A 25,592-nucleotide genomic window follows, 5' to 3' on the forward strand; every position below is an offset into this window, starting at 1 on the left:
TGATCCTGCTCCCTCTTCGGCGGCACCGTTTTCGGGCCTGCCGATGCATTCTTCCTATGCGGGCACCGCCGCCGCGATCTTGCAGCCTATGCTGCCATGTCCCTCGAAATGCGCCAGAACCCTTTGCCCCGGCACCACCGGATGGACCCCCGTGACCGCGCCGGTCGAAACCCAGGTCCCGCCGCTGCAGTCGATACCGCGCGAGGCAAGGTTCGCAAGCAGGAACCGCACCGCGCCCAGCGGGCCGTCCAGCATGGTCGCGGTGGTTGCCGAGGCGATCTCCTGCCCGTCGATCTCGAAGCGCACGGTGATCGCCTCGAAAGTGGCGGTCTCCCAGCCTTCCAGCACCGGACCGATCACCATGCCGGCGTTGTTGCCGAAATCGGAAACGGTGACCGGCGGCCCATCGGCGTTGATGCCGGGGTAAGGCGAGCTGGCCACTTCGATGCCGATGTGCACGGCGTCCAGCACCTTGCGGGTGGCCTCGTCATCGGCGGGCACGACACCGTCCCAGCCCGGCGCGACATGCAGCAGGAATTCCGCTTCCGCCGCGGCGAAGCCCCGGGCGAAGACCGGCATTTCCGGCGCCTCGGCCGCAGCGACGGTGACGACGCTGTCCGTGAAGATCGGCCCGGTCAGCCGGTCGGCGCCCAGGCGCGTGTCTTCGGGGACGTTGATCCTGCCCACTTTCCAGCCCGCGACCGTGCGGCCGTCCAGCCCGATGGCAAGGTCCTGGATCGCATAGGCGGCGGCAAGATCGGAAGGTGCCTCTCCGGGGTATTCGGCCAGCGCCCGCATCTCGCGCCGCGCCGATACGAATGCCCCCGCAATCGTTCTGGCCTGCTCGTTGGAACTCATCCCAAACCCTTCGTTGTTCTGGTTGCCGTCGTTAAAGGAAACCGGTGTCATAGGCAAATCAAAAGCGCGATGCCTCTCGATCCCGTGGCCTTGTCAAAGGGTTGCATTGCCGGGGCAGCGGGTGGAGCGGAGGGCGTGTACGCCGCAGGGGGCGGTAACGCGAAATTGAGGGCTTCCAAGATATGGAAACCGGTGTCATCTTGCCTTTCCGCGCGCAAGAAGGCAAGCGGCTCACAACATATCGGGCGAAGCCGCAAGCGGTGCCGCCAAAGGGGCTAGGATGCCGGACGAATTCAGACGCGACACCAAGCCGACCATCAACGACGTCGCGCGCCTTTCCGGCGTCTCCAAGAAAACCGTCAGCCGCGTCATCAACAAGTCCCCGCTCCTGGGCCAGGCCACGCGCGAGAAAGTGGAAGCCGTGATCGCGGAGATCGGCTACGTGCCCAATCCGCAGGCGCGCGCACTGGCGCTGCGCCGCAATTTCCTCATCGGCCTGATCCACGACAACCCGAACGCGCAGATGGTGCTGGGCGTGCAGGAAGGCATTCTCGAAGCCATCCGCGACACCGAATTCGCCCTCGTCGTGCGCCCGGTGGACCGCCACTCGCCGACGATGCTGGAGGACATCCGCCGCTTCATCGAACAGCAGCGGCTCTACGGCGTGCTGCTGCTGCCGCCGATTTCCGAGAACGACGGACTGGCGGCGGTCTGCCGCGAACTGGGCTGCACGCTGGTGCGCATGGGTTCGGCCCGGCTGGACGACGACAGCCACCTCGTCGCCTCGAACGACCGTCATGCCGTGCGCGAAGCGGTGTCGTGGCTGACCAGCCTGGGCCATCGCCGCATCGGCTTCATCGCCGGACCGGAGGGCTTCCGCTCGGCGCATGAGCGCGAACTGGGCTTCATCGACGGGCTGGCCTCGGCCGGGCTCAAGCTCGATCCGAAGATCGGCGCGCGCGGGGACTATCGCTTCGAATCGGGCCTGGCCGCGGGGGAGCGCCTGCTCTCCGCCGATCCGCGCCCCACCGCGATCTTCTGCAGCAATGACGAGATGGCCGCCGGCGTCCTCCATGCGGCGCGGGCCAAGGGCATTTCCGTGCCCGAGCAGCTCTCCATCATCGGCTTCGACGATACCGCCATCGCCGCCCATATCTGGCCGCCGCTCACCACCGTGCGCTGGCCGATCGTGCCGATGGCCACGGCCGCCGCGCACAAGCTGATCGACCCGGGCGGCGCGGCCGACCAGCCTTCGCTGTTCCTCTCCGACCTGGTGCGCCGCGCCTCGGTAGCCGCGCCCGAACGCACGGCCTGAGCGCCGACCGGACACCCGGCCCGTTGCCGGGGCCGAAAACGGACGCGCCGGAACCGGGGAGAAACACGCCCGGCGGAACATTGACACCGGTTACCAAGACCGGATAAGACTTGACCTGAAGCGTAATAACGTCCCACCATACGGAACTGAATTCCACAAGGGAGAGCCCCCGTGTTCTGCAAGACCTACCACGCCACCCATCCCGACATGATGGAGTGCGTCTCCAACGAGGAACTGCGCGATCGCTACCTCGTCACCGGCATGTTCGAAGACGGCAAGGTCAGCCTCAACTATTCGCACAACGAGCGTTTCGTGATCGGCGGCGCGGTGCCCTCGCAGGGGCCGCTCAAGCTGCCCGCCCAGACCGTGCCGAAAAGCGCGGAAGGCCACCCCTTCCTTGAGCGCCGCGAAGCCGGCATCGTCAACATCGGCGGCCCGGGCGCGATCACGGTCGACGGCCAGCGCTTCGAAATGCAGAACAAGGAATGCCTCTACGTGCCCATGGGCTCGACCGAGGTCACTTTCGAGGGCGAGACCGCCCGCTTCTACATCGCCTCGGTTCCCGCCCACAAGACGCTGCCGATCAAGCACATCACGCTTGACCAGGCCAACCCGCTGGCGCGCGGCGATCTTGCCAATTCGAACCAGCGCACGATCTACCAGCTGGTGATCCCCGGCGTCTGCGAGAGCGCGCAGCTGCTGCTGGGCCTGACCGTGCTGGAAGAAGGCTCGGTCTGGAACACGATGCCGCCGCACCTCCACGACCGCCGCTCGGAAATCTACCTCTACTTCGAGCTGCCGGAAGAGAACGACCGCATCTTCCACTACATGGGCGAACCCGACCAGATGCGCCACATCGTGATCGCCAACGAAGAGGCCGTCATCAGCCCGCCCTGGTCGATCCACATGGGCTCAGGCACCAAGAAGTACGCGTTCATCTGGGCCATGGGCGGGGAGAACCTCGACTATACCGACATGAACGTGCTGGATATCTGCCAGCTTCAGTAAGGCAGCAGCCTTTCGGAACTTGCCTCGTCGCTCCCCTACCCTCGTCTTTGCGAGGAGCGGAGCGACGAAGCAATCCAGGGCGTCGTGGACCACCGCTCTGGATTGCTTCGCTACGCTCGCAATGACGAAGTGGCGGCCGAAGAGGAGCGGGGGCCGAAGATGGGTTCGGGGGATTTCCGGGCCACGAACGAGATTGGGACAGGACTTAACTTATGGCGATTTCCTTCAGCCTCGAAGGCAAGGCCGCGCTGGTGACCGGCGCCAACACCGGGATCGGGCAGGCCATAGCCGTTGCGCTTGCGGAAGCGGGCGCGGACGTTGCCCTCGCCGGCCGCAGCGAACCGGCCGAGACCATCGCGCTGATCGAAGCGACCGGGCGCAAGTGCGTGAACATCAAGGCCGACCTCTCCTCGATCGAGCCCGTGGGCCGCGTGATCGACGAGGCGGTGGCCGGGCTGGGCAAGGTCGACATTCTCGTCAACAATGCCGGCATCATCCGCCGCGACGACTTGCTCCAGTTCTCCGAGGAGGACTGGGACGCGGTGATGGACACCAATCTCAAGACGCTGTTCTTCCTCAGCCAGGCGGCGGCCAGGGGCATGGTGGAGCGCGCCCGGGAAGGCACCAGCGCCGGGAAGATCGTCAACATCGCCTCGCTGCTGACGTTCCAGGGCGGCATCCGCGTGCCCAGCTATGCGGCGGCGAAGTCCGGCGTGGGCGGCGTGACCAAGGCCATGGCCAACGAACTGGCGCCAAAGGGCGTGCAGGTCAATGCCATCGCGCCGGGCTACATCTCCACCAACAACACCGCCGCGCTGCAGGGCGACGAGACGCGCAACCGCCAGATTCTGGAGCGCATTCCCACCGGCCGCTGGGGAGATCCCAAGGATATTGCCGGCGCCGCCGTGTTCCTGGCTTCCCCGGCTTCGGACTATGTGACAGGACACGTCCTCGCCGTAGACGGCGGTTGGCTCGCGCGCTGAGGAATTTCTAGACTATGACTGGCCACGTTACCTGCTTCGGCGAAGTACTGATCCGTTTCGCCACCCATGACGCGCGGCTGGTGGTCCAGTCCGATGCGCTCGACATGGTCGTGGGCGGGGCCGAAGCCAATGTCGCCTCGGGTCTTGCCTCGCTCGGCCACGATGTGCGCATGGTGTCCCGCCTGCCCGCCAACCCGCTGGGCGACAAGTGCCGCGCGGCGCTGGGCGCAGCAGGCGTGGGCCTTTCCGGCGTGACTTCCGGGCCGGGCCGCATGGGGCTCTATTTCCTGGAGACCGGCGCGGGCCTGCGCCCTTCGGCCATCACTTACGACCGCGCCGGCAGCGCTTTCGCGCAGTCCGCCGTGGACGATTTCGACTTTGCCGCCGCGTTGGACGGCGCGCGTTTGCTGCACTTGTCCGGCATCACCCCGGCGCTCGGACCGGGCGGCGTCTCGCTGGCCAAGGCCGCAGTGCGCGCCGCGCAGGAAGCCGGCGTGCCGATCTGCTTCGACGGCAACTACCGCGCCCTCCTCTGGGAAAGCTGGGACAGCAACCCGCGCGAGATTCTTACCGAGATGGTTTCGGCCGCCACGGTGATGATCGGCAACCACCGCGACATCTCGCTGCTGCTGGGTGAGACCTTCTCCGGCGACGGCGCCGACCGCCGCCGCGAAGCGGCCGAGGCGGCCTTCGCGGCCTTCCCGAACCTGCAGGTGATCGCCTCGACCGCGCGCCATGTCGTCAATGCCGGCCACCACCGCATCGCCGCCCGCGTCGACGGCCGGGACGATGCCGTCCAGACCGCCGAAGCCGACGTGACCGGCATCGTCGACCGCATCGGCACCGGAGACGCTTTCGCGGCCGGCGTGCTGCACCAGTGGCTGGAGGCGGGCGACTTGTCCGCCATGGCCCATGCGGGGCTGGCCTATACGGTGCTTAAGCACTCGCTGCACGGCGACATGAGCCTCATCGGCCGCGCCGAACTGGACGCCTTCTCGATTTCCGGAGGCGATGTCAGGCGGTGAGCCTGGGCGCACTCTGAGGCCGGCCGGATCGTCGCCCCGGACCCGATCCGGCACGACCTGGGGGAGAGGGAGCATATGACGGCACCGCGCATCACTCGCCGCACCCTGGTGGCCTCGGCAGCGACCCTTGCCGCAGCCCCCGCGCCGCTTCTGGCACGGCCCTCGCCGGGCTCGGCCGCCGCGCCGGTCGTTGGCCGCTACACCGGCCTTGCCGAACAGGGCGTGCTCGCCTTCAAGGGCATCCGCTACGGCCACGCCGCGCGGTTCGCGCAGGCAGTGGCCGAACCCTGGGCCGGGCCGCCGGTCAAGGCCCAGGCCTCCGCCCCGATCTGCCCCCAGCGCGGCCTCGACAGCGAGCGTCAGGCCGAGGACTGCCTTTTCCTCAACCTCTGGACGCCCGAGGCGAACCCGGCCGCCAAACGCGCGGTCATGGTCTATTTCCACGGCGGCGCCTATACCACCGGCTCGGTCACCGACCCCCTCACGCACGGCGCCCGGCTGGCGGGCAGCGGCAACGTGGTGGTCGTTTCGGTGAACCACCGCCTCAATGCCCTCGGCTATGCCTGGCTCAAGCCCTTCGGCGCGACGTATGCCGACAGCGGCAACCTGGGCCAGCTCGACCTCATCCTCGCGCTGCAATGGGTCCGCGATCACATCGCCCGGTTCGGCGGCGACCCGGCGCGCGTCATGGTGTTCGGCCAGTCCGGCGGCGGCGCCAAGATCGCCACGCTCATGGCCATGCCCGCCGCACGGGGACTGTTCCACAGCGCCGCGACCATGAGCGGCCAGCAAGTCCAGGCCAGCGGCCCGATGCACGCCTGGGCGCGCACGCAGGCGCTGATGGCCGCCGTCAAGCTCGCGCCCGGCGATGTCGAGGGCCTGCGCAACCTGCCGATCGAACGGCTGGTGGACGGCCTTGCCGCCACCGATCCGGTCATGGGCAGCGGCCCGCTCTACTTCGGCCCGGTGCTGGACATGACCAATCTGCCGCGCCATCCCTTCTGGCCGGACGCCGCGCCGCAGTCGGTGTCGGTGCCGATGATCCTGGGCAATACCCACGAGGAGACGCGCGCCTTCCTCGACCCGCGCGGCCCCAGGCTCAAGGGCCTCGACTGGAGCAACCTGGCCGAGCGCGTCGGCCGCGAGGTCAAGATCGACCTCGATCCGCAGTGGATGATCGACCAGTACCGCGCCCGCCAGCCGGACTGGACCGCCGAGCAGATCTACTATGCCGCCACCACCGCGGGCCGCTCATGGCCGGGCCAGGTGATCGAGGCGGACGCGCGCGCCAGAGCCGGGGCCGAGGCCACCTGGGTCTACCAGCTCGAACGCCCCTCGCCCGTCGATCCCCTGCGCGGCGCGGCGCATACCGACGACATTCCCTATGTCTTCGGCACGCTCGACGCTCCGGGCAGTTTCTCCGGCACGGACGACAAGGCCCGGGCGCTGAGCAAGACGATGATGGCGGCCTTCACCGGCCTTGCGAAAACCGGGCGTCCCGGCTCCGGCGATCGGGCGGCGGACTGGCGCCCTTACACCGTCCCCACGCGGGCGACGATGGTGTTCGGCGAGGAGACGCGGATGGAGGACGACCCGCGCGGCTGGCAGCGCAAGCTCTGGGCTACCGCGCCTTATGTCCAGCCCGGCACCTGATCGTCAGGCCCAGGCGGCCCAGATCAGGCCCGCCACCACGCCCGCCTGAACCGTCACGATCCAGCGCAGCCGGTCCACGAACGGCTGCTTGCGCGTCTTGTGCCGCAGCACGCGGCGCGCCAGCAGGGCGCCGGGCGAGCCGCCGAGCGCGGCGAACGCCAGCAGGCGCCGCTCCGGCACGCGCCGTCCGCCCGCGATCGCCCGGCCCTTGTCGAAGGCGAAAGCGAAAAAGGCGATGAGGTTGGCCAGGGCGAGATAGGCGGCAACAAGGGTGGGAATGTCCATCCCCGCCGCCATTCCAGCAGAGCGCGGCTCCGTCCAGCCGAAAGAACCGGCAAACCGCCCGTAAGACTGGCCAGACTGCCCGCAAACTGTCATCGTGGCATGCAAGTGCAGTGACTGACACGGAGCAGATGTGAAGAGCCAGGACATGCTCGAAATTACCGAGACCACCGAAGCCCCGGAAATCGTCGAGGTCGACGATATTTCCACCCAGCCCGCGCGGTTCTTCAACCGCGAGCTGAGTTGGCTCGCCTTCAACGAGCGCGTCCTCGCCGAAGCCACCAATCCGAACTATCCGGTGCTCGAACGTCTGCGGTTCCTGTCGATTTCCGGCAGCAACATCGACGAATTCCTGATGGTGCGCGTCGCCGGTCTCGCCGGGCAGGTCCGCCGCCAGATCGAGGAAATCTCGATCGACGGCCTCACTCCCTCGCAGGCGCTGACCTCCACGCACGAGAAAGTGATCGAGCTGGAGCAGATCCAGCAGGAAACCTGGAAGGACCTCAAGCTCCAGCTGGCCGATTGCGGCATCCGCGTGGTGGGCGACGCCCGCCTCGACGGCGACCGCGAGGCCTGGCTGCGCAGCTACTTCCTCGAACACGTCATGCCGGTGATCACCCCGCAGGCGATCGATCCCGCGCACCCCTTCCCCTTCGTGGCCAACCAGGGCATCGGCGTGCTCTTCGCGCTGACCCGCCTGGCCGACGATGCGCCGGTCATGGAAATGGTCCTGATCCCCGCCCCGCTGCCGCGCTTCGTGCGGATCCCGGGTGAGGACGCGGCCTGGATTTCCATCGAGGACCTGATCTGCCGCAATGCGGACGAGCTGTTTCCCGGCTTCGGCGTGAACGGCCACGGCGTGTTCCGCATCCTGCGCGACAGCGACATCGAGATCGAGGAAGATGCCGAGGATCTGGTGCGCTACTACCGCACCGCGATCCAGCGCCGCCGCCGCGGCCTGGTGATCGTGCTCCAGCTTCAGGGCGCCTTCGATCCTTCCGCAGAGGAACTGCTGCGCAACCAGCTCGGCCTCGACAAGGCGCTGATCATGAAGACGGAAGGCCTGATCGGCTTCTCCGGCCTTTCCGCGATCTGCGACGAGGATCGGCCCGAGCTGAAGTTCGAGCCTTATTCCCCCCGCTATCCCGAACGCATTCTCGAACATGACGGCGATATCTTCGCCGCCATCCGCGAGAAGGACATCGTCGTCCAGCATCCTTACGAAAGCTTCGAGGTGGTGATCGACTTCCTGCGCCAGGCCGCGCGGGACCCGGACGTGATCGCCATCAAGCAGACGCTCTACCGCGCCGGCAAGCAGTCCGCGATCATCTCCGCGCTGATCTACGCCGCCGAACAGGGCAAGTCGGTGACGGCGGTGGTCGAGCTGAAGGCCCGCTTCGACGAGGAGCAGAACCTGCTCTGGGCCAGCCAGCTCGAACGGGCCGGCGTCCAGGTGATCTACGGCTTCGTGGACTGGAAAACCCACGCCAAGACCTCGATGATCGTGCGCCGCGAGGGTGAGGGTTACCGCACCTACTGCCACTTCGGCACCGGCAACTATCACCCGATCACGGCACGCATCTATACCGACTTGTCCTACTTCACCGCCGATCCCGCGATCGGCCGCGACGTGGGCCGGCTGTTCAACTTCATCACCGGCTATGTCGAGCCCAAGGTGACGGAGTGCCTGTCGATCTCGCCGATCTCGCTGCGCTCGACGATCTACGCCGGGATCGACGGCGAGATCGAGAATGCCCGCAACGGCAAGCCGGCGGCGATCTGGGCCAAGCTCAATTCGCTGACCGATCCCGACCTGATCGACCGCCTCTACGCCGCCAGCCGGGCCGGGGTGGACATCGACCTGGTGGTGCGCGGCATCTGCTGCCTGCGCCCCGGGATCGAGGGCCTGTCCGAGAATATCGCGGTCAAGTCCATCATCGGCCGATTCCTCGAACACTGCCGCATCTGGGCCTTCGCCAATGGCGCGGAACTGCCCAACCGCAAGGCCAAGGTCTACATCACCTCGGCCGACGCGATGAGCCGCAATCTCGACCGCCGGGTCGAGGTCATGGTGCCGATCACCAACAAGACCGTGCACGACCAGGTGCTGGACCAGGTCATGCTGGCCAACCTGCTGGACACCGAACAGTCCTGGATTCTCCATCCGGACGGCACTTCGGAGCGCGTGGGAGAGAGCGACAACCCGTTCAATCTCCACCGCTATTTCATGACCAACCCGTCGCTCTCCGGGCGCGGCGCATCGCTTGCCAGTGGACGAAAGGTGCCAAAGCTCTCGCTAAGGCGCGGCAATATCTGACATAGGGAGCGCAGGCAGCCCGCTCCCGGGCGATTCGTCTGAACGGAATGATCGGCATTAGCCACAGCAGCGAAAAGCGCGCGATTATCGACATTGGTTCGAACACCGTGCGCATGGTCGTCTACAACGGGCCGCCGCGTGCGCCGGTCGTCATCCTGAACGAGAAGGTCAATGCCCGGCTCGGCCGCGATCTGGGCAAGACCGGCGCGATCAACGACAAGTCGATGAAGACCGCGCTGGTGGCGCTGGCCCGGTTCTCGGGCCTTCTGCGCCTGCTCGACGTCAAGGACGTGGAGTGCGTGGCCACTGCCGCCGCGCGGGACGCCTCCAACGGCAAGATCTTCCTCGATGCCGTGCGCCAGTTCGGCCTCTCCCCCCGCCTGCTTTCGGGCGAGGAAGAGGCCCGCGCCAGCGCCACCGGCGTGATCGCCGCCTTCCCCGGCGCGCACGGCGTGGCCGCGGACCTTGGCGGCGGCAGCCTGGAACTCGTGGAAATCGCGGAAGGCCGCAGCACCGGCGGCATCACCCTGCCGTTCGGCACCCTGCTGCTGCCCGACTTGCGCGCCGCGGGCGAGAGCAGGTTCTCCGAAACCGTGCACAAGGCCCTCGACAAGGCCGGTTGGGGCGATCCCCATGACGCCAAGGGCCGCGGCCAGCCGCTCTACATCGTCGGCGGATCCTGGCGCGCCCTGGCGCTTCAGGCGATGCGCGCGCTCGACTTCCCGGTGGACGATCCCCACGGCTTCGAGCTTCCCGCCTCCGAAGCGCTGCGCCTCGCGCGGATCTTTGCCAAGGGCAAGCTCAATGACGTGGATCCGCGCATTTCCGCCAGCCGCCTCGCCACCCTGCCCGATGCCGCCGCGCTGATGGTGGAAGTGATCGCGCGGCTCAAGCCGTCGAAGCTGGTGTTCTCCTCATGGGGCCTGCGCGAAGGCCTGCTTCATGCGCAGCTCCCCGCCGAAATCCAGGCGCAGGACCCAATGCTCGCCAGCGTCGCCGGTTTCTCCGCCTCGGCCCGGGTCACGGCGGACGACGCCATGGCCCTCGCCCGCTGGACCGCGCCGGTCTGCCGCGAGGAACCGCAGGATCGCCAGCTTCGCCAGGCCTCGGGCCTGCTCGCCCTGGCCGCGATGCGCACCGAACCGAACCTGCGTACCGAGGAAGCCATGACCTGGGCCCTGCGCAAGCGCTGGATCGGCCTCGACATGCACGGACGCGGCATGATGGCCATGACCGTCTTCGCCAATTCCGGCCAGACCGAAGTGCCCGAACAGTTCACCCGCCTCGCCGTGCAGGAAGACCTGGACCGGGCGATCGGCTGGGGCCTGGCCGTGCGCCTGTGCCGCCGCCTCACGGGCTGCTCGGCGCAGGGCCTTGCCCAGAGCGCCGTCCGCAGCGAGGACGGCAAGCTGGTGCTCACCCTCTCTCCCGCCATGCGCCCGCTCTACAGCCCCGGCGTCGCCAAGGACCACAAGGCGCTGGCCGATTGGCTGGGCCTGGCCTGCGAGGTTCGCGATTCCAGCGGGCTGGCCTTGGTGGATTGAACGCCGCCGGAAGCTGACCCGATAGGTGCAGCCGGTCGCCGAACAGGCCACTCGGCGGTCACGAACGGATCCTGAAACACGTTCACGATGACGGGGGTGTTTGCGCGCCTCTGGACGATCGCGGGCTCGCTTTGGGGAGCGCTCGAAGGTCGAGCGCTCCGTGCTATCCCACCAGGGTCGCGCTTTCGGCGATCTGGCTGATGCCGCGCTTGCCGCCCTGGCGGTCCAGCTGCACGACGATGTCGATCACGGACGCCGCATACTCCAGCGTCTCCGCGCGCGTGAGGCCGATGCCGGTCTGCATGGACATCAGCGCGATCTGCTCCAGCGCGCCGCGCGGCGTGTTCGCGTGGACAGTGGAGAAGGAGCCGGGATGGCCGGTGTTGATGGCGCGCAGGAACGAGACGGTCTCGCTGCCGCGCAGTTCCCCCAGCACGATGCGGTCGGGGCGCAGGCGCAAGGCGGCCTGGAGCAAGTCGTTGGCCGAAACCTTGGCCTCGCCGAGTTCGCCCTTCACCGCGATCAGGCCGACGCCATTGGCGCCCGGCAGTCGCAGTTCGGCGGTATCTTCCACCACGACGACGCGCTCGTGCTGCGGGATTTCCGAAAGCATGGCGTTGAGGAAGGTGGTCTTGCCGGTCGACGTGCCGCCCGAGATCAGGATGGTGCGGCGGCGGCGGATGGCATCGCGCAGGAAGGCGATCGGCTCGGCCATGGGGTCGGGCGTCGGCTCTTCCACCAGCGGGGCGATCGGCCCGCGGTCGTAAGCGTCCAGCGGCAATTCGAGCAGACGATGGCGACGGATCGCCATGGCCCAGTTGGAACGCGTCGCCGGCGGCCCGACGAGCTGGATACGCGCGCCGCCGCCGCTCTGGCCGGAGTGGCTGCCGTAGCCGGGCAAAGTGGCGGAAAGCAGCGGATGTTCGCGGTTGATGCCCTGGTGGCTGATCCGCGCCACCTGTTCCGCCAGGCGCTGGAGCAGGCGGTTGTCCATCTCCGGCAACCGGATATGCTGCATCCCCGGATGCGCCGCGTCCTCCACCCAGATCTCGCCAGGGCGGTTGACGAGGATCTCGGTCACCGTCTCGCGGTCGAGCCACGGGCGCAGCGGCGCCAGATAGGCGTCGAGATAGACCGATCGCGCCGCGGAAAGGCCGGCCCCGGCCTCGGGGTCAGTCACGGGCTTGCCGATCGCGGAGCGCTCGGGCTGAAGGGAGAAGACGTCGGCGACCATGTTGCAACGAGACCTGGATCACTGGACCTGGCTGAAATCCAGGTCCTTGGCGGTGAAGACGCGGATCGGTTCGCCCTGGCGGACGCGGATCGTCGGACCGACGCTGCCGCTCTGCTGGACGGCGGCTGCCGCCGCGGACTGTCCGCCGCCGACCACCACGCTGGAGCCGCTGGTGGCGAGCGTGGACAGGCCGCCGACGACCGAAAGCAGCATGGCCGAACCGAAGCGTTCGAAGAAGTGGCTATTGACCTTGCCCGGAAGGCCCGTCTCGCCGCCGAAGGCGATGGCCGGAGAGCCGAGGTTGACCGAGACGCCGTCCGGACGGATCAGGCGGCTCCAGATCACGTAGGCGCGCTTCTGGCCCGCGGTCAGGCCGCTCTTGTACTGGCCGATCAGGCGCGAGGAGCGCGGGACCAGCGTGCGCTTGCCGTCGAAGCTGCGGACGTCGGCCGAGACGATGGCGCGGACGTAGCCGGGCACGTCCGTGTCGATCGCCGTTTCCAGCACGGCCGGGATCAGGGTGCCCTGGGTGACCGTGGTGGCGGGATCGAAAGTATGGGCCGCGGCGGCCGTGGTGCCGGTGCCGCCGATGCGCGCGGCGAAATCATCGTTGGGATTGGCCGCCTTGCCTTCTCCGGCTGCGCCCACGGCGGGGATCGTCACGGCATTGCCGCCGGCATCGAACACCACGGTGGGGTTGGCGAAGGGATTGGCCTCGGGCGCGGGCGCAGCGCCGGGAGCGGCCGCCAGGACCGGAGCGGGCGCAGGCGCCGGCAGCGGGGCGGGCGTCGCTTCGGGCTGCGGCGCAGCGGCGACCGGCGCAGGAGCGGGCGGCGCGATCGGCTGCGGCGCGGCGGGCTGGGGCTGGGCCGCCGGTCCATTGCGGACCGAGTCCATCGACCAGAGGGTCAAGCCGCCCAGTGCGGCCACGATCAGGACGCCGGCGGCCAGGCCCAGGCCATCGGCCTTCTTGCGCTGGCTGACCTGCGGCATGACGTTGCGCGTGGCCAGGTCGATGACCTGAGCGCCCTCGCCGTCACGCGGATCGGCGCCGGCCGTGCTTTCGAACTTCTCACGCAGTGTGGAATTGGGCGCCATGTGTCAGTTCCCGTTCGATGAAGCGAGGTTTGCGGCAGTCGCCACCGGAGCCGCGGCGCTGGCACCCGAGCCGGCGGGGGCGGGCGCGTCGGGCCGCTGGTTTTCCAGCGTGGCGCTGGCCTTGCCGGAGCGCAGGATGATGAGCTTGGGCACTTCGCCCAGCACGATCGTCTGGCCGCGCACCGCGTAGTTCACCGGGCCTTCGTCGCCCTTCTCGTTCTGCACGAGAATGGCGGGCACGGCCGTGTTGTCCGGCCAGAGCAGGTACGTGGAGATCCCGTCGTCATAGACGCGCGCGGGTTGCAGCTTGGCGATGCCGGCGCGCTTCCATGCAAAGTTCAGGGCCGAGGCGTCGACCGGCGTGGCCGCCGGATCGCCCGCCGCCAGCGCCTGTTCGGCAGGGTCGAGCGCAGCCGTCCGCGCGGCACCGGGGGCACCGGGCACGGTCTCTGCCGGCTCGTCCTTGTACGTGAAGCGCAGCATGTAGAGCGGGCGCGCCTTGGGCGAGGCGACGAGGTCGAAGAAATAGGTATGGCGGTTGGTCACCACCGTCATGTTCGTGCGGCCACTGGCGTCGAGCGGCTTCACGAACAGCAGATCGGCGCGCTTGTTGGGCGTGATCTGCCAGGTCTGCGAATCGCCGACCGCCACGTTCTCGATCGCCTCGTTCTTGCCGAAGGCGATGGTCGCCTGGACGCCGGTGCGGCCGTCGATCCGGACGACTTCGTTGTCGGAATAGGCGTGCTGCACCAGTCGCTCATCCGCCTGCGCGGGCGCGGCCAGAAGTGCAAGCGCCGGGACGGCGGTCGCGGCCAGGGCGCAAGCGTAGGCACGGGCGTAGGCGCGGGCGTAGGCGCGGGCCGGGGCCTGAAGCCGAATCATGTGAACTTCTCCTTGGCCGGAGCGCGGCCCGTATTGCCGGACGCGCCTTTTCCGGGCCCGTTTTGACTTTGGCCGTTATGAATTGCCGCGGTGTCATTGGATGCGCGGAAGCGGCTGCCGATACCGCGTGTGCGCGAGGCCTGACTCGCGCCCAGGGGTTCGATCCCGCCGCCCGAGACCTGGGTGATGACGGTGCGCCGGTCGCCCGAAGACGCGCCGCCAGCCTGATCGTGACCGGGAACGGGCGCCATGGCGGCCGCACTGGCAGCCGAAACCGCCGCGGTGCGCGACTGGGTGGCGGTGTTGACGAAAGGCTGGACCTGCCCGCCGGAAGCCGGGGCCGAAGCGGCCGGCGCCGCGGCGCCGCGTCCGCCGCGTCCGCGCTCGGCATTGGCCAGACCGAAGACCCGCCAGCCGGACACCAGCGTTCCCGCGACTTTAAGAACCATGCCCATCAGCGCCAGATGCACCGCCGCTACCACGAAGAGCGCCATGGCGGCGCGTCCGTCGATCTGGCCGAGCTGCGCGCCCTGCACCAGCGCCGAGACGATCGGCACCAGCAGTTCCAGCGTGATCCCGCCGCCAAGCACGACGAAGAGCGGGGTGGTCGCCGTCAGCACGACGCCGCGCAGCCAGCCCGCGGTAAGGCCCCGCGTGCCGCCGAACAGCGCCATGACCACGAAGATCGGGCCGAGCGCCAGCAGGATGGCAAGGGCGATGCGTGCCGTCAGCAGGACGCCGACAGTGCCGAGCAGCAGCATGAGCGCGCCCATCCACATCACGCTGTCGGGCGAAAACAGACCCGCCGCGCCGCCGCTGGCGGCAACCGACTTGGCCGCACCGGCCGTCTGCGCAGCGCCTTGGGCCGCGCCCTGTGCCACTTCGCCGCCACCACTGCCCTGCCCCGCGTTCTGCGAAGCCTCGGCAATGGCGTTGAAGACCACGTCGATGCGGTCTCCGAACAGCTGGGTTGCCGAACCCTTGGCACCCATCAGCAGCGAGGCGATCCAGTCGGGTCCGCCCACCGCAAGGTTCCAGACGACGCCCTGATAGGCGATCCAGCTCGTCGCGAACGTGAGGACGAGGCCCAGCGTCAGCATGCGCGGCGTAAGCGCCGAAATGCCAAGGCTGGAACGGCCCGTCAGCAACGAGGTCGCGAAGAAGGCTATGTAGAGCGTGAGCAGGATGGTCAGCACCGGGGCCATGGCCCCTTCGGCGCCGAACAGGCGGCCGAAGGCGGCCGAAGCCATCTCGTTGGCCACGCAGTCGACCGCGCGGAGCGCCGGGGCGACACCGCCGCTGGCGACTTCCGTAAGCTGTTCGCAGGCGGTGCTCATCGCCCTTACTCCGCCGCCTCGATCCAGGCGGCGTCGTCATCGCTTTCACCGGGCCACTGGAAGCCGGTCAGCACCGGATACCAGGCGGCTGGGTCATCGCCGTAGCGCTCGCGCAGCTGGTCGAGCTTGCGCACGGTGCTCTCGCGGCCCGAAAGCACGGTGAGCACCTCGGGCATGCCCGAAAGGTCGAGGCGCACCACGACCGACGCGTCCGACTGACGGATCAGGAAACAGCGCGACTGCGCGGGCAGCGTCTTGATGACGTCCAGTTCGTGCTGCGAAAGGCCGAAGCCCTCGCAGTAGTCCTCATAGCGGGCGCGGGCATTGGGCATGAACACCATCGTCGCTGTCTGTTCGACCAGGGCCGTGGCGATCTTGCTGTCCAGCGCGTCGCGCGCCGACTGGGTGGCGAAGCCCACCAGCGCGTTGCGCTTGCGCAGCGTCTTGAGCCAGTCGCGGATGCGGGCGGCGAAGACCTCGTCGTCGAGCGCCTTCCAGCCCTCGTCGATCAGGATCATCGTCGGCTCGCCGTCCAGGCGCTCGTCGATGCGGTGGAACAGGTACATCATGACCGGCGTGCGCAGGCGCGGGCTTTCGAGCAGCGCCGTCATGTCGAAACCGAGCACGCGGGCCGAAAGGTCGAGCTTGTCGTACTGGTTGTCGAACAGCCAGCCATGCTCGCCGCCCTGGATCCAGGCATCGAGCCGCGATGCGAGATCGCCGGGTTCGGGGCGGCGCGCGCCCGCCAGCAGCTCGCGGAAGTGCGAGAGGCGGCGCAGCGACGGGTCGTTGTGATAGGCGGCATCCACTGCGCCCGCGACCGTTGCCAGTTCCTCAGGCCCCTTGGCATCGAGCAGCACGCCCAGCCAGTCGCGCAGGAAGGCGCGGTTGGCGGCGGTGTCCGGCAGGGAGAGCGGGTTGAAGCCCGTCGGATGTCCGGCAGCGACGCGGCTGTAGGTGCCGCCGATGCCGCGCAGGAACACTTCGGCGCCGCGGTCCTTGTCGAACAGCACGGTGCGCGGATTGAACTTCTGCGCCTGCGCGGCAAGGAAGTTCATGACCACGGTCTTACCGGAACCCGACGGACCGATGACAGTGAAGTTGCCGAGGTCACCCTGGTGGAAATTGAAGAAGAACGGCGTCGAGCTGGTCGTCGCCAGCAGGGTCACTGCATCGCCCCAGTGGTTGCCGCTCGCCTGGCCCATCGCGAAGCCGTGGAGCGAACCGAAGCAGGCCATATTGGCGCTGGAAATCAGCGCGCGGCGGACGATGAAGGCCTCGTTGCCGGGGAGCTGGCCCCAGAACGCCGGCTCCATGTTGACGTCCTCGCGCACGGCGACCGCACCGGCATCGGCAAGCGAGGCCGCGCAGAGCGCCGTGACTTCATCGAGGGCGTCGAGCGAATCGGCGCGTACGAGAACCGAGAGATGATGGTCCCCGAAACCGACCGCGCCGGTGCCGAGCGAATCGCGCGCGGAAGACATCTCGCGGCGTTCCGCCATCGCTTCCTCGTCGGCCGAGCGCAGGCGGCGGATGGCAAGGTCGATGCGTTCGCGGGCGATCTGGCGGTCCGAAGGCGCATACGTCTCGGTCAGCACCAGTTCGCAGGGCAGGCGCAGCAGTGCGTCCGTCAGGCCCGGCGCCGTGCTGTCGGGATAGTCCTTGAGGCTGACGAGCGAGCCGAACGAAGCGCTGGCGGCGCCGCGCAGTTCGAGCGCGTCCATGCCGAAGTTGATGCGGCGATAAGGCAGCATATGGCCGATGTCGGTGCCGTCCACCGGACGGCGCACCGGGCGCATCTCGCCGTTATAGAGCGCCGAAAGCAGTTCCAGCACTTCCGAGCACTGGCCCGCCTGGCCCTCGTAGTCGCCCAGGAGGCGCGCGCCATAGGCGCCCAGCGACGCGACCATGGCCGAAGCAGCGGCACGAAGCGCGCGCACGTCGGCGGGATCGGCCTCGGCCGGGGCATTGCCCTTGTTGCGGAGCATGCGCGAAAGCTTGTCGGGCCAGCCCGCCTTGCCGCGCGCCGGGCGGCGCACCAGGGTGACGAACTGGTCGTTGACGAAGAGCGCGCCCGATCCGGTGCGCGCACGCCAGCGTGCATCGATATGCGCGGCGAGCGAGTCCTCGAACTGGCCCTCCATCGCGATCTCGACGCGGCGGCGGATGACGTGATGATAGAGCACGAAGCGCGCATCGAGCGCGGAACGCAGCAGCACTTCGCGGGTGGCGACGTGGGCGTTGAGTTCCTCGCTGTCGGCGGTTTCGAAAGCGAAGCCCGGCACCATCAGCGAGAGCATCACCGAACCGTCGCGCAGCAGCACGACGTTTTCGTCCACCAGTGCCTGATAGGGCAGCCGGTCGCCGACCAGCGTTTCCTTGGCGCCCCAACCCCCGAGCGCACTCTTGAGGACCGATTTCCTGTTCTTCGCCATCGTCATTTCCCCCGCGTCCCTTGTTATTCGATCAGGGCGCGTAGCTGTTGCAGCCCCATCGCTGCCAGTTCGGCACGCGCGGGCATTTGCTGACCTTGGCGATCCACAAGTCGAACACCCGGGGTTCGCGAAGACATGCGAGGTATCCGGCGCCGTGGATCGCGAGCGCTGCTGGCAGCGCCCAGAAGCTCTTGGTGATGAGGAAGATCTCCGTCGTCACCGCGGCATTGATGATGAAGAAGCTGTACGTCACGCCCGCAAACATCTGCGGGCGCGTGAGCGCGCGGTGCACGGGATAGCGTGCGAGGCTCATGGACAGCTCCTGGACCCGGGGGCCGGCATCAGCCGGCGGCCGACTGGATGCCCGTCACGATCGCGCCGGCGCCGAAGAGCACGAAGCAACCAATGATGACGGTGGCGCCGAAGCGCCAGTTCATGCGGCCGGTCAGCATCATGAAGCCCACCGCGGCCACCGCCATGACGGCCACGGCCGTGGCGACATTGCCGAGCAGCGTGCCCTGCAACCATCCGAGCGCGGCCACGATCGGGCCGGATCCGGCCGGATCGGCACGCGTTACCTGCTGGGCCTGCGCCGCCATGGGCGCGAAGCCCAGCGACGCGGCAACCAGGGTCGCGAAAATCGAGAAATATCCCCGTACCTTGCGGGTTTGAAGCTGTGCGTACCGAATCACCATGCCCTCCGTATGAGGGCGCAGTGCTCCATCTGGATGACAGCAATGTGACGACGAGACGGCCAATCTGGCAGTCCTGTTGCACGCGTCACAGAAATTCAGGTCAACTCAGAAGGGGCGCCGCAACCCACCACACCCTTTTTTGTGTGGGCGTCTTATAATTCAGGTGCGTCCCGAAAGGCCAGCGCCGCTTGATTCATCGGGGAGGGAACGATCCCTCCCCGCATTACAGAGACTTGATCGTACAAACGGCGTTCAGCGCGATGCGCGGGCCGTCGTACGCAGCAGGTTATTCAACGCAAGACGGGCCGCGGCGCGCGAATCGACCCACGATCCGTCCGCCAGTTGCAGGTCGTAGCGATCGGAACTGGCGACGGCGGCGCGATAGGTCGCCAGCGCCTTTTCGGTCTGGCCATTGGCGGCATAGGCCGACCCCAGGTTGATCAGCGTTGCCGGATCTTCGGACTTCGTGGCTCCGGAGGCTTCCAGCTTGCTGACGGCGGCCCCGGCCTGTCCGCTCGACAATTCGGTGTAGGCCACGTCGATCCTGTCGTTCAGCGGCGTTGCGGGTGCGGCCGAAACGGCGGCCTGGCTGAGCAGGAGAGTGGCGGCGAGGGCAGTGAAGGACATGGCAATCTCCCGGTTTTTCGATCTGTTGATGAAATGCAACATCCGCGCAAAAACCGTGTCTCACAAGAAAATGACGCAATTGTCATAAAACTGCAATCGACGTGTGAATCCGGGCAGAAACGCGAGTCGCCCCTACCTCTTTCGAGGTAATGCCGGTCAATTGTCACATCACCGTCGCATAACTGCAGATTAGTGTCACGTTAGCGCCAACAAACTGTCACTCCCCCCTCCTAGACCCCGCGCTCAGCGAAGGCGGACTCGCCGCCTCGGCTCGACCTGACAAACGGGGGAATTCACGTGAAGACCATTCATGGCGCGCTGCTGATCGGTTGCAGTGCTCTCGCTCTCGCCGGCTGCGGCGCCGACGACATCTCCTCGCCGGGTGCCGGCAGCATCGTCATCAACAATCCGACGCCGACTCCCGCTCCGACCCCCGCCCCGACCTCGGGCACGGTCGTCGCGGCAGCCAGCTGCCCGACCTTCAACGCCACCGGCGGCCTGACCGACAGCGGCACCGTTTCCGGTCCTGAAGGCTCGTGGCGCGTCTGCACGCTGCCCGCGCTCGTCGACGTCAACGCCAGCCTCCCCAAGGTTGCCGGCGTTCTCTATCGCATCGCCGGCCGCGTGGACGTAGGTTGCGATGGCGGTTTCGCCGCGCCGACCTCGGCCGCGACGTTCACCACCACCACCGCCAGCTGCAACGGCCGCGTCCTCTCGGCCGACACCAACGTCACGCTGACGATCGATCCGGGCGTGATCATCTACGGTGAAAACGGCGCCGAAGCCGCCTGGCTCGCCGTCAACCGCGGCAACAAGATCAACGCGACCGGCACTGCCGCGAAGCCGATCATCTTCACCAGCCGCGAAAACGTCGTCGGCACCAACAACGACAGCTCGATGGGCCAGTGGGGCGGCGTCGTGCTGCTCGGCCGCGGCAAGGTCACGGACTGCAACTACGGTTCGACCGCTGCCGGCACCTGCGAGCGCGACACCGAAGGTGCGGTCAACAAGGCCGTCTTCGGCGGCGCCGACAACACCTACAACGCCGGCACCATGAAGTACGTGCAGATCCGCTACTCGGGATACATCCTGAGCAACGGCAAGGAACTGCAGTCGCTCACCACCGAAGGCACCGGCACCGGCACGACCCTGGACTACTTCCAGTCGGTCAACAGCTCGGACGACGGCGCCGAATTCTTCGGCGGCGCCGTGAACTTCAAGCACTACATCTCGGTCAACGCCGACGATGACAGCCTCGACATCGACACCGGTCTCCAGGGCAACTTCCAGTACGTCATGCTGCTGCAGCGCAGCGGCGGCGGCGACGCCCTGGTCGAAGCCGACTCGAACGGTGCCGAAACCGATACGCCGCGTCAGGTCACCAACATCGCGAACTTCACGATGGTCCAGCCTGCCGCCAGCTCGAACAACGAAGCCAACGACCTGGCCTCGCTGCTCATCCGCGGCAACGCCGACGTGACGCTGGCCAACGGCATCATCGTTTCGCCGGCCAACGAATGCCTTCGCCTCAACGGCTCGGGCACGGTTCCTGCCACGCTCAAGGCCTTCTCGGTGGTCATGAGCTGCAACGCGACCAAGTACCTGGGTTCGGGCACCTACGCGCCTGCCAACACCCAGACCCAGTTCGCCACCGGCACCAACAACAACAGCGACGCCTATACCTCGACGCTGACCAGCACCTTCATCAACGGCGCCAACGAAAGCGGCGTTGCGGCCTACGACGTGACCACCCTGTCGAGCTTCTTCGACAAGGTGACCTACATCGGCGCCGTCTCGGGTGCCAGCGACACCTGGTACAAGGGCTGGACCTGCGACAACGCGACCGCGAACTTCGGTTCGAACGCAGCCTGCACCGCGCTGCCGACGACCTGAGCGGACCGCCCGTGACACCGGGGGGCGGTCCTTAGCGGCCGCCCCCTTTGTCACATCCGATGCTTCGTAACGAAATCCGTGTTCCAGGGGGACCAACCATGACCAAGCCGCGGCTCGCATCGCTGCTGCTGCTCTCCACGACGATTCTCACGCCGGCGATGGCGTGGGCGCAGGACAGCACTTCGCCTACTACCGATCAGGGCTCCGCGGCACCGTCCACGCCGACGAACGACGTCGCGCAGCCGGCCGACGAAGCGGAAGCACCGGACGTTTCGCTGCCCGGCGGCGCGATCGTCGTCACCGGCCAGCGCAACCGCAACATCATGCGGACAACCCCCCAGGTCATCTCGATCCTGTCGAGCGAGGAAATCGCGCGCACCGGCGAGGGCGACATCGCCGGCGCCCTGGGCCGCGTCACCGGCCTTTCGGTGGTCGGCAACGGCTACGTCTACGTGCGCGGCCTTGGCGACCGTTACTCGCTGGCCCTGCTCAACGGCTCGCCGCTGCCCAGCCCCGAGCCGCTCAAGCGCGTGGTTCCGCTCGACCTGTTCCCCACCAGCATCGTCGCCTCTTCGCTCGTGCAGAAGAGCTATTCGGCGAACTTCCCGGGTGAATTCGGCGGCGGCGTCATCAACCTGACGACCAAGGCGATCCCGACGGAAAGCTTCCTCACCATCGGCGGCGGCATCGGTTGGGATACCGAAACCACCAACCAGATGGGCTACACCTACTACGGCAGCAAGACCGACTGGACGGGCTGGGACAACGGCAACCGCTCGGTGCCTTCGGCGCTGAAGGACTATTTCAACAGCGACACGGTCATCAACCCGACTTCGGACCTGGCCCAGCAGCTTGGCGGTCTCCTGGTCAACGGCCGCAACGCCGTCGTTCAGCGCGACGACCACGTCCAGCCTAACTTCTCGGTGGATGTCTCGGCAGGCACGAAGTGGGAACTCGGTGAATTCACGCTCGGCGTGATCGCCGCGGGCGGATATTCCAACAAGACCCAGACCAAGGCGATCACGCAGCAGCGCGCCCAGGGCCTGACCGCCGACCCGAACCAGCTGTTCGAAAACTTCCAGGCGGTGAACACCGACAACCGCGTGGTCGCCAACGGCCTGCTCGGCCTCGGTCTCGAATGGGGCGAGAACTCGGTCCGCTGGACCAACGTCTACATTCACGACACCGACAAGCACGCCAGCCTCCGTCTCGGCAAGCGGGAGAACAACCCGAATGCCGATTACATGGAGCAGACGACGGCCTGGTACGAACGCCAGCTGATCGACACCCAGTTCGTCGGTGAATTCCACCCCGCCGACAACACCGAGATCGACCTGCGCGCCGGTTACGCGAACTCGAAGCGCCTCGCGCCCTTCGAAATCAACGCCGAGTACCTGCGCACCAACACCGCGACCGACGATTACGGCAACGACTTCGTCAACCGTCTCGGCAACGGCAACCAGGACCCGACCACGATCACCTTCTCGCGCCTGAACGAGGATGTCTGGTCGGCCGGTGCCGACGTCTCGCATCAGTTCTCGCCGGGCTGGACGGGTACGGTGGGCTATGCCTACCAGATCAACACCCGCACCAACACGCGCCGCTCGTTCTCGATCTACGCGAATGGCGACCAGACGCAGATCTCGAACTTCGGCCTGCTGCGTCTCGACGTGCTGCTCCAGCCGGGTACCTGGTACCTGCAGGACAACGGCGTCAACTACGGCCTCGAACTGCGCGAACCGGATGCCAGCACGGCCCAGTTCGACTCGCGCCTGCTCAACCACGCCTTCTACGGCAAGCTCGACGGCAGCCTGACCGACGCGCTTTCCTTCGATCTCGGCGTGCGCTGGGAATATGCCAAGGAATCGACGATCCTGCGCCCGATCGGCCAGCCGGCGACCAAGGCGACCGACCTCAAGAACGAATACTTCCTGCCTGCGCTCACCCTCACTTACGAGATCGAGCCCGGCATGCAGGTTCGCCTGAACGGTTCGAAGACGATCGCGCGCCCGCAGTTCCGCGAGCTGCTCTATCAACCCTACTTCGATCCGGACACCAACCGCACCTATCAGGGCAACCCGTTCCTGATCGACAGCCAGCTCTACAACGCCGAAGCCCGCTACGAGTGGTACTTCGATCGTGACCAGCGCGTGGCCCTGGGCGCCTTCTTCAAGCGGATCGACAACCCGATCGAATCGTTCCTGACCGGCACCGAAACCTTCGTAACGTCCTATGCGAACGCGCCGAAGGCAGACCTCTACGGCGCCGAATTCGAAGTGCAGAAGTACGTGCCCCTGGAAAACATGGGCAAGTTCTTCGAAACCCGCCGCCTGCTACTGCTCGGCAACTACACCTTCACCAAGTCGAAGCTGAAGGTGCAGGACGGCGACACCGTGCGCATCTACGGCGCCGGCACGGGCACCTCGCTGGCTACCGACTACTTCCGCGACGGCGCGCCGCTCACGGGCCAGTCGGAGCACATCGCCAACGTGCAGATCGGCCTGGAGGACACGGCCAACCTGTCGCAGCAGACGATCCTGTTCAACTACGCCAGCAAGCGCGCGGTCAGCCGCGGTCTTGCGAACTCCGGCCAGCCCGATCTGTTCGAGTATCCCGGCCTGACGATCGACCTGGTGGTTCGCCAGGGCTTCGTGGTCGCCGGCAAGGAACTGGAACTGAAGTTCGAAGGCCGCAACCTGACCGGACGGAGCCATCAGGAGTACCAGCAGATGGTCGATGGCCGCGTCAACTACAACACTTACGACGTCGGCCGCACCTTCTCGCTCTCGGCTTCGGCGAAGTTCTAACCCACTCACCAGGGAGGCTTCCTGCCCTCCCGACGGCAACTCAAGGGCCGGTCGCAGCAATGCGGCCGGCCTTTTTTTCGCCGACCGCCCGTTTCGCAGCCGCTTTGTCACCGGCCGTTTTTTCTTTGCCAGCGGCGGCCGCACGCGCTAAGGGCGCCGGGTCATCTGGGGAGTAGCCGCCTGCGCCCCCTTGCCTTGGGACTGTTCCCGGCAAGATCAGCAGGACCTGTCGTCAACACACTTGGTCGAGAGACCATGGCGCACAGGAGCGCGGGAAACCGCTCGGGCGAGACCAATGGCGTTGCAGCTCCGTCCGGCCGGGCGGGTTCTGCCGCGCTATTGTCTTGTCTGTCGCCCGGCCCGGAGAATTCAACTTGCCAATCCTGTTCTCGTCGGCCCTGCTCACCTCCACGGCGGTGGTGGCGCTTGCCGAAATCGGCGACAAGACCCAGCTCCTCGCCATCGTCCTCGCCACCCGCTTCAAGCGCCCCTGGCCCATCGTCGGCGGGATCTTCGTGGCGACACTCGCCAACCACTTCCTTGCCGCTCTTGTGGGCGAACAGGCCTCGGCCTTCCTCGACGGCCAGTGGTTCCGCTATCTCGTCGCCGTCAGCTTCATCGTGATGGCCGGCTGGACCCTGATCCCCGACAAGTTCGACGAAGACGACGAGCCCAAGCCCAGCCGCTTCGGCCCCTTCGTGGCCACCGCGATCGCCTTCTTCCTGGTCGAGATGGGCGACAAGACCCAGCTCGCCACGATCGCCCTCGGCGCCCGCTTCCAGAGCGTGCTTCCGGTCATGGCCGGCACCACCATCGGCATGATGCTGGCCAACGTGCCGGCCGTTTTCCTGGGCAACGAGATCATCAAGCGCGTGCCCCTGAACGTGGTCCGCACGATCGCCGCGCTGCTGTTCCTGGTAATCGGCCTCTGGCTGCTCGCCCAGACCGCAGGCCTGCTGGGCTAAGACCCTGTCTCAACGCAAGGTGACGCCGTGTTTGCCACGATCAGGCAAGAAGAGCGTCACCTTGCGCGCGGCACCCAGCCCATAGCGCTGCTGGAAACGACAGTGATGGGAGCGATGGAAGGATGGAGTTCGCCACGCCTGCCAGGCAGGAAATTGGGAAGCGGACTGGCTGGAATCGCCGGTGGGTTCAACGGGTGGCGGCAACACAAGCTTGAAAGCGCTCGGCGGGTGTTTGGTATTCGAGCGTTTTCCTTGGCCGTTCGTTGAGTTGCCGCGCAACGGCACTCAGCTTGGCCTGGCTGTATAGCGACAGATCGGTTCCTCTGGGAAAGTATTGTCGCAGCAGGCGATTGGTGTTTTCGTTGGAGCCTCGTTGCCAAGGCGATTGTGGATCGCAGAAATAGACTTCGACATCGGTGGCGAGGGTAAGGCGCGGATGATCGGCCAGTTCCTTGCCGCGATCCCAAGTGAGCGACTGGTAGAGTTCGCGCGGCAGGCGCTGCGTCTGCCGGATCAGTGCCGACACGACGCTCCTGGTATCTTTGTTGGCAACTTTGACCAGCATCACGTAGCGCGAATGGCGTTCGACCAGCGTCGCGATGTAGCTGTTCTTCGTGCCTCCGATCAGATCGCC

The 25,592-nt window shown here is 67.0% G+C and carries 21 protein-coding genes and 1 riboswitch; of the genes, 10 read left to right on the forward strand and 11 right to left on the reverse strand.

Translation table 11 applies throughout. The features are described 5' to 3' along the window. Positions 1-54 precede the first annotated feature (54 nt). Positions 55-858, reverse strand: a complete 804-nt coding sequence (locus EDF58_RS07515) for a 2-keto-4-pentenoate hydratase (protein ID WP_132263940.1) — start codon at positions 856-858, stop codon at positions 55-57. Positions 859-1,138: 280 nt separating this feature from the next. Here EDF58_RS07515 and EDF58_RS07520 point away from each other — a divergent pair, with 280 nt between their 5' ends. From EDF58_RS07520 to EDF58_RS07540, 5 genes are all read left to right on the forward strand, one after another. Then, positions 1,139-2,173 carry a LacI family DNA-binding transcriptional regulator gene (locus tag EDF58_RS07520; RefSeq protein WP_132263942.1) on the forward strand — a complete coding sequence of 345 codons (1,035 nt, stop codon included), beginning with the start codon at positions 1,139-1,141 and terminating at the stop codon, positions 2,171-2,173. A gap of 171 nt (positions 2,174-2,344) precedes the next feature. After that, on the forward strand, positions 2,345-3,181 hold the full coding sequence (kduI, locus tag EDF58_RS07525) for a 5-dehydro-4-deoxy-D-glucuronate isomerase (RefSeq protein WP_132263944.1): 837 nt from the start codon (positions 2,345-2,347) through the stop codon (positions 3,179-3,181). Positions 3,182-3,393: 212 nt separating this feature from the next. Beyond that, complete coding sequence (gene kduD / locus EDF58_RS07530) at positions 3,394-4,164, forward strand: 2-dehydro-3-deoxy-D-gluconate 5-dehydrogenase KduD (RefSeq protein ID WP_132263946.1); 771 nt, start codon at positions 3,394-3,396, stop codon at positions 4,162-4,164. A 14-nt stretch (positions 4,165-4,178) separates the two neighbouring features. Then, positions 4,179-5,189 (forward strand): sugar kinase, encoded by a 1,011-nt coding sequence (locus tag EDF58_RS07535; protein ID WP_132263948.1) that lies wholly within the window; start codon positions 4,179-4,181, stop codon positions 5,187-5,189. A 75-nt stretch (positions 5,190-5,264) separates the two neighbouring features. After that, complete coding sequence (locus EDF58_RS07540) at positions 5,265-6,842, forward strand: carboxylesterase family protein (RefSeq protein ID WP_132263950.1); 1,578 nt, start codon at positions 5,265-5,267, stop codon at positions 6,840-6,842. Positions 6,843-6,845: 3 nt separating this feature from the next. Here EDF58_RS07540 and EDF58_RS07545 read toward each other — a convergent pair whose 3' ends face one another. Next, positions 6,846-7,127 carry a DUF1294 domain-containing protein gene (locus EDF58_RS07545; RefSeq protein ID WP_132263952.1) on the reverse strand — a complete coding sequence of 94 codons (282 nt, stop codon included), beginning with the start codon at positions 7,125-7,127 and terminating at the stop codon, positions 6,846-6,848. A 145-nt stretch (positions 7,128-7,272) separates the two neighbouring features. On the opposite strand from EDF58_RS07545, the gene EDF58_RS07550 reads away from it, so the two are divergent. Continuing rightward, positions 7,273-9,441 carry an RNA degradosome polyphosphate kinase gene (locus EDF58_RS07550; protein WP_165921346.1) on the forward strand — a complete coding sequence of 723 codons (2,169 nt, stop codon included), beginning with the start codon at positions 7,273-7,275 and terminating at the stop codon, positions 9,439-9,441. 47 nt (positions 9,442-9,488) lie between these two features. Further along, positions 9,489-10,985 carry a Ppx/GppA family phosphatase gene (locus EDF58_RS07555; protein WP_132263956.1) on the forward strand — a complete coding sequence of 499 codons (1,497 nt, stop codon included), beginning with the start codon at positions 9,489-9,491 and terminating at the stop codon, positions 10,983-10,985. Positions 10,986-11,148: 163 nt separating this feature from the next. Here EDF58_RS07555 and virB11 read toward each other — a convergent pair whose 3' ends face one another. The 8 genes from virB11 to EDF58_RS07595 form a co-directional block, all read right to left on the reverse strand. Further along, positions 11,149-12,219 carry a P-type DNA transfer ATPase VirB11 gene (gene virB11 / locus EDF58_RS07560; RefSeq protein WP_132263958.1) on the reverse strand — a complete coding sequence of 357 codons (1,071 nt, stop codon included), beginning with the start codon at positions 12,217-12,219 and terminating at the stop codon, positions 11,149-11,151. A gap of 18 nt (positions 12,220-12,237) precedes the next feature. Further along, entirely contained in the window at positions 12,238-13,317 is a 1,080-nt protein-coding gene (locus tag EDF58_RS07565) for a TrbI/VirB10 family protein (protein WP_132263960.1), read from the reverse strand. 3 nt (positions 13,318-13,320) lie between these two features. After that, complete coding sequence (locus EDF58_RS07570; protein ID WP_132263962.1) at positions 13,321-14,199, reverse strand: TrbG/VirB9 family P-type conjugative transfer protein; 879 nt, start codon at positions 14,197-14,199, stop codon at positions 13,321-13,323. After that, a complete protein-coding gene (locus EDF58_RS07575; RefSeq protein ID WP_132263963.1) occupies positions 14,196-15,536 on the reverse strand; it encodes a type IV secretion system protein in 1,341 nt (446 codons plus the stop codon). Before EDF58_RS07575 ends, EDF58_RS07570 begins: the two co-directional genes overlap by 4 nt. 5 nt (positions 15,537-15,541) lie before the next feature. Further along, positions 15,542-17,971, reverse strand: a complete 2,430-nt coding sequence (locus EDF58_RS07580; RefSeq protein WP_132263965.1) for a VirB4 family type IV secretion/conjugal transfer ATPase — start codon at positions 17,969-17,971, stop codon at positions 15,542-15,544. 31 nt (positions 17,972-18,002) lie between these two features. Next, positions 18,003-18,284, reverse strand: a complete 282-nt coding sequence (locus EDF58_RS07585; protein WP_021233609.1) for a VirB3 family type IV secretion system protein — start codon at positions 18,282-18,284, stop codon at positions 18,003-18,005. Between the two features lie 28 nt (positions 18,285-18,312). Continuing rightward, positions 18,313-18,666, reverse strand: coding sequence for a TrbC/VirB2 family protein (locus EDF58_RS07590; protein ID WP_132263967.1), 354 nt, complete (start codon positions 18,664-18,666; stop codon positions 18,313-18,315). Between the two features lie 252 nt (positions 18,667-18,918). Beyond that, positions 18,919-19,293 carry a hypothetical protein gene (locus EDF58_RS07595; protein WP_132263969.1) on the reverse strand — a complete coding sequence of 125 codons (375 nt, stop codon included), beginning with the start codon at positions 19,291-19,293 and terminating at the stop codon, positions 18,919-18,921. 297 nt (positions 19,294-19,590) lie between these two features. Between EDF58_RS07595 and EDF58_RS07600 the strand changes: the two genes are divergently transcribed. From EDF58_RS07600 to EDF58_RS07610, 3 genes are all read left to right on the forward strand, one after another. Further along, on the forward strand, positions 19,591-21,186 hold the full coding sequence (locus EDF58_RS07600; protein WP_132263971.1) for a hypothetical protein: 1,596 nt from the start codon (positions 19,591-19,593) through the stop codon (positions 21,184-21,186). A gap of 98 nt (positions 21,187-21,284) precedes the next feature. After that, positions 21,285-23,993 (forward strand): TonB-dependent receptor, encoded by a 2,709-nt coding sequence (locus tag EDF58_RS07605; protein WP_132263972.1) that lies wholly within the window; start codon positions 21,285-21,287, stop codon positions 23,991-23,993. 154 nt (positions 23,994-24,147) lie between these two features. Continuing rightward, a riboswitch (yybP-ykoY riboswitch) is annotated at positions 24,148-24,331 on the forward strand. A gap of 36 nt (positions 24,332-24,367) precedes the next feature. Next, positions 24,368-24,958 (forward strand): TMEM165/GDT1 family protein, encoded by a 591-nt coding sequence (locus EDF58_RS07610; RefSeq protein WP_243654110.1) that lies wholly within the window; start codon positions 24,368-24,370, stop codon positions 24,956-24,958. A 187-nt stretch (positions 24,959-25,145) separates the two neighbouring features. Here EDF58_RS07610 and EDF58_RS07615 read toward each other — a convergent pair. Next, positions 25,146-25,592 (reverse strand): IS30 family transposase (locus EDF58_RS07615; RefSeq protein WP_132263974.1); only part of this gene is annotated, 447 nt, incomplete at its 5' end.

Source organism: Novosphingobium sp. PhB57 (assembly GCF_004342985.1).
Classification (GTDB): Bacteria; Pseudomonadota; Alphaproteobacteria; order Sphingomonadales; family Sphingomonadaceae; genus Novosphingobium.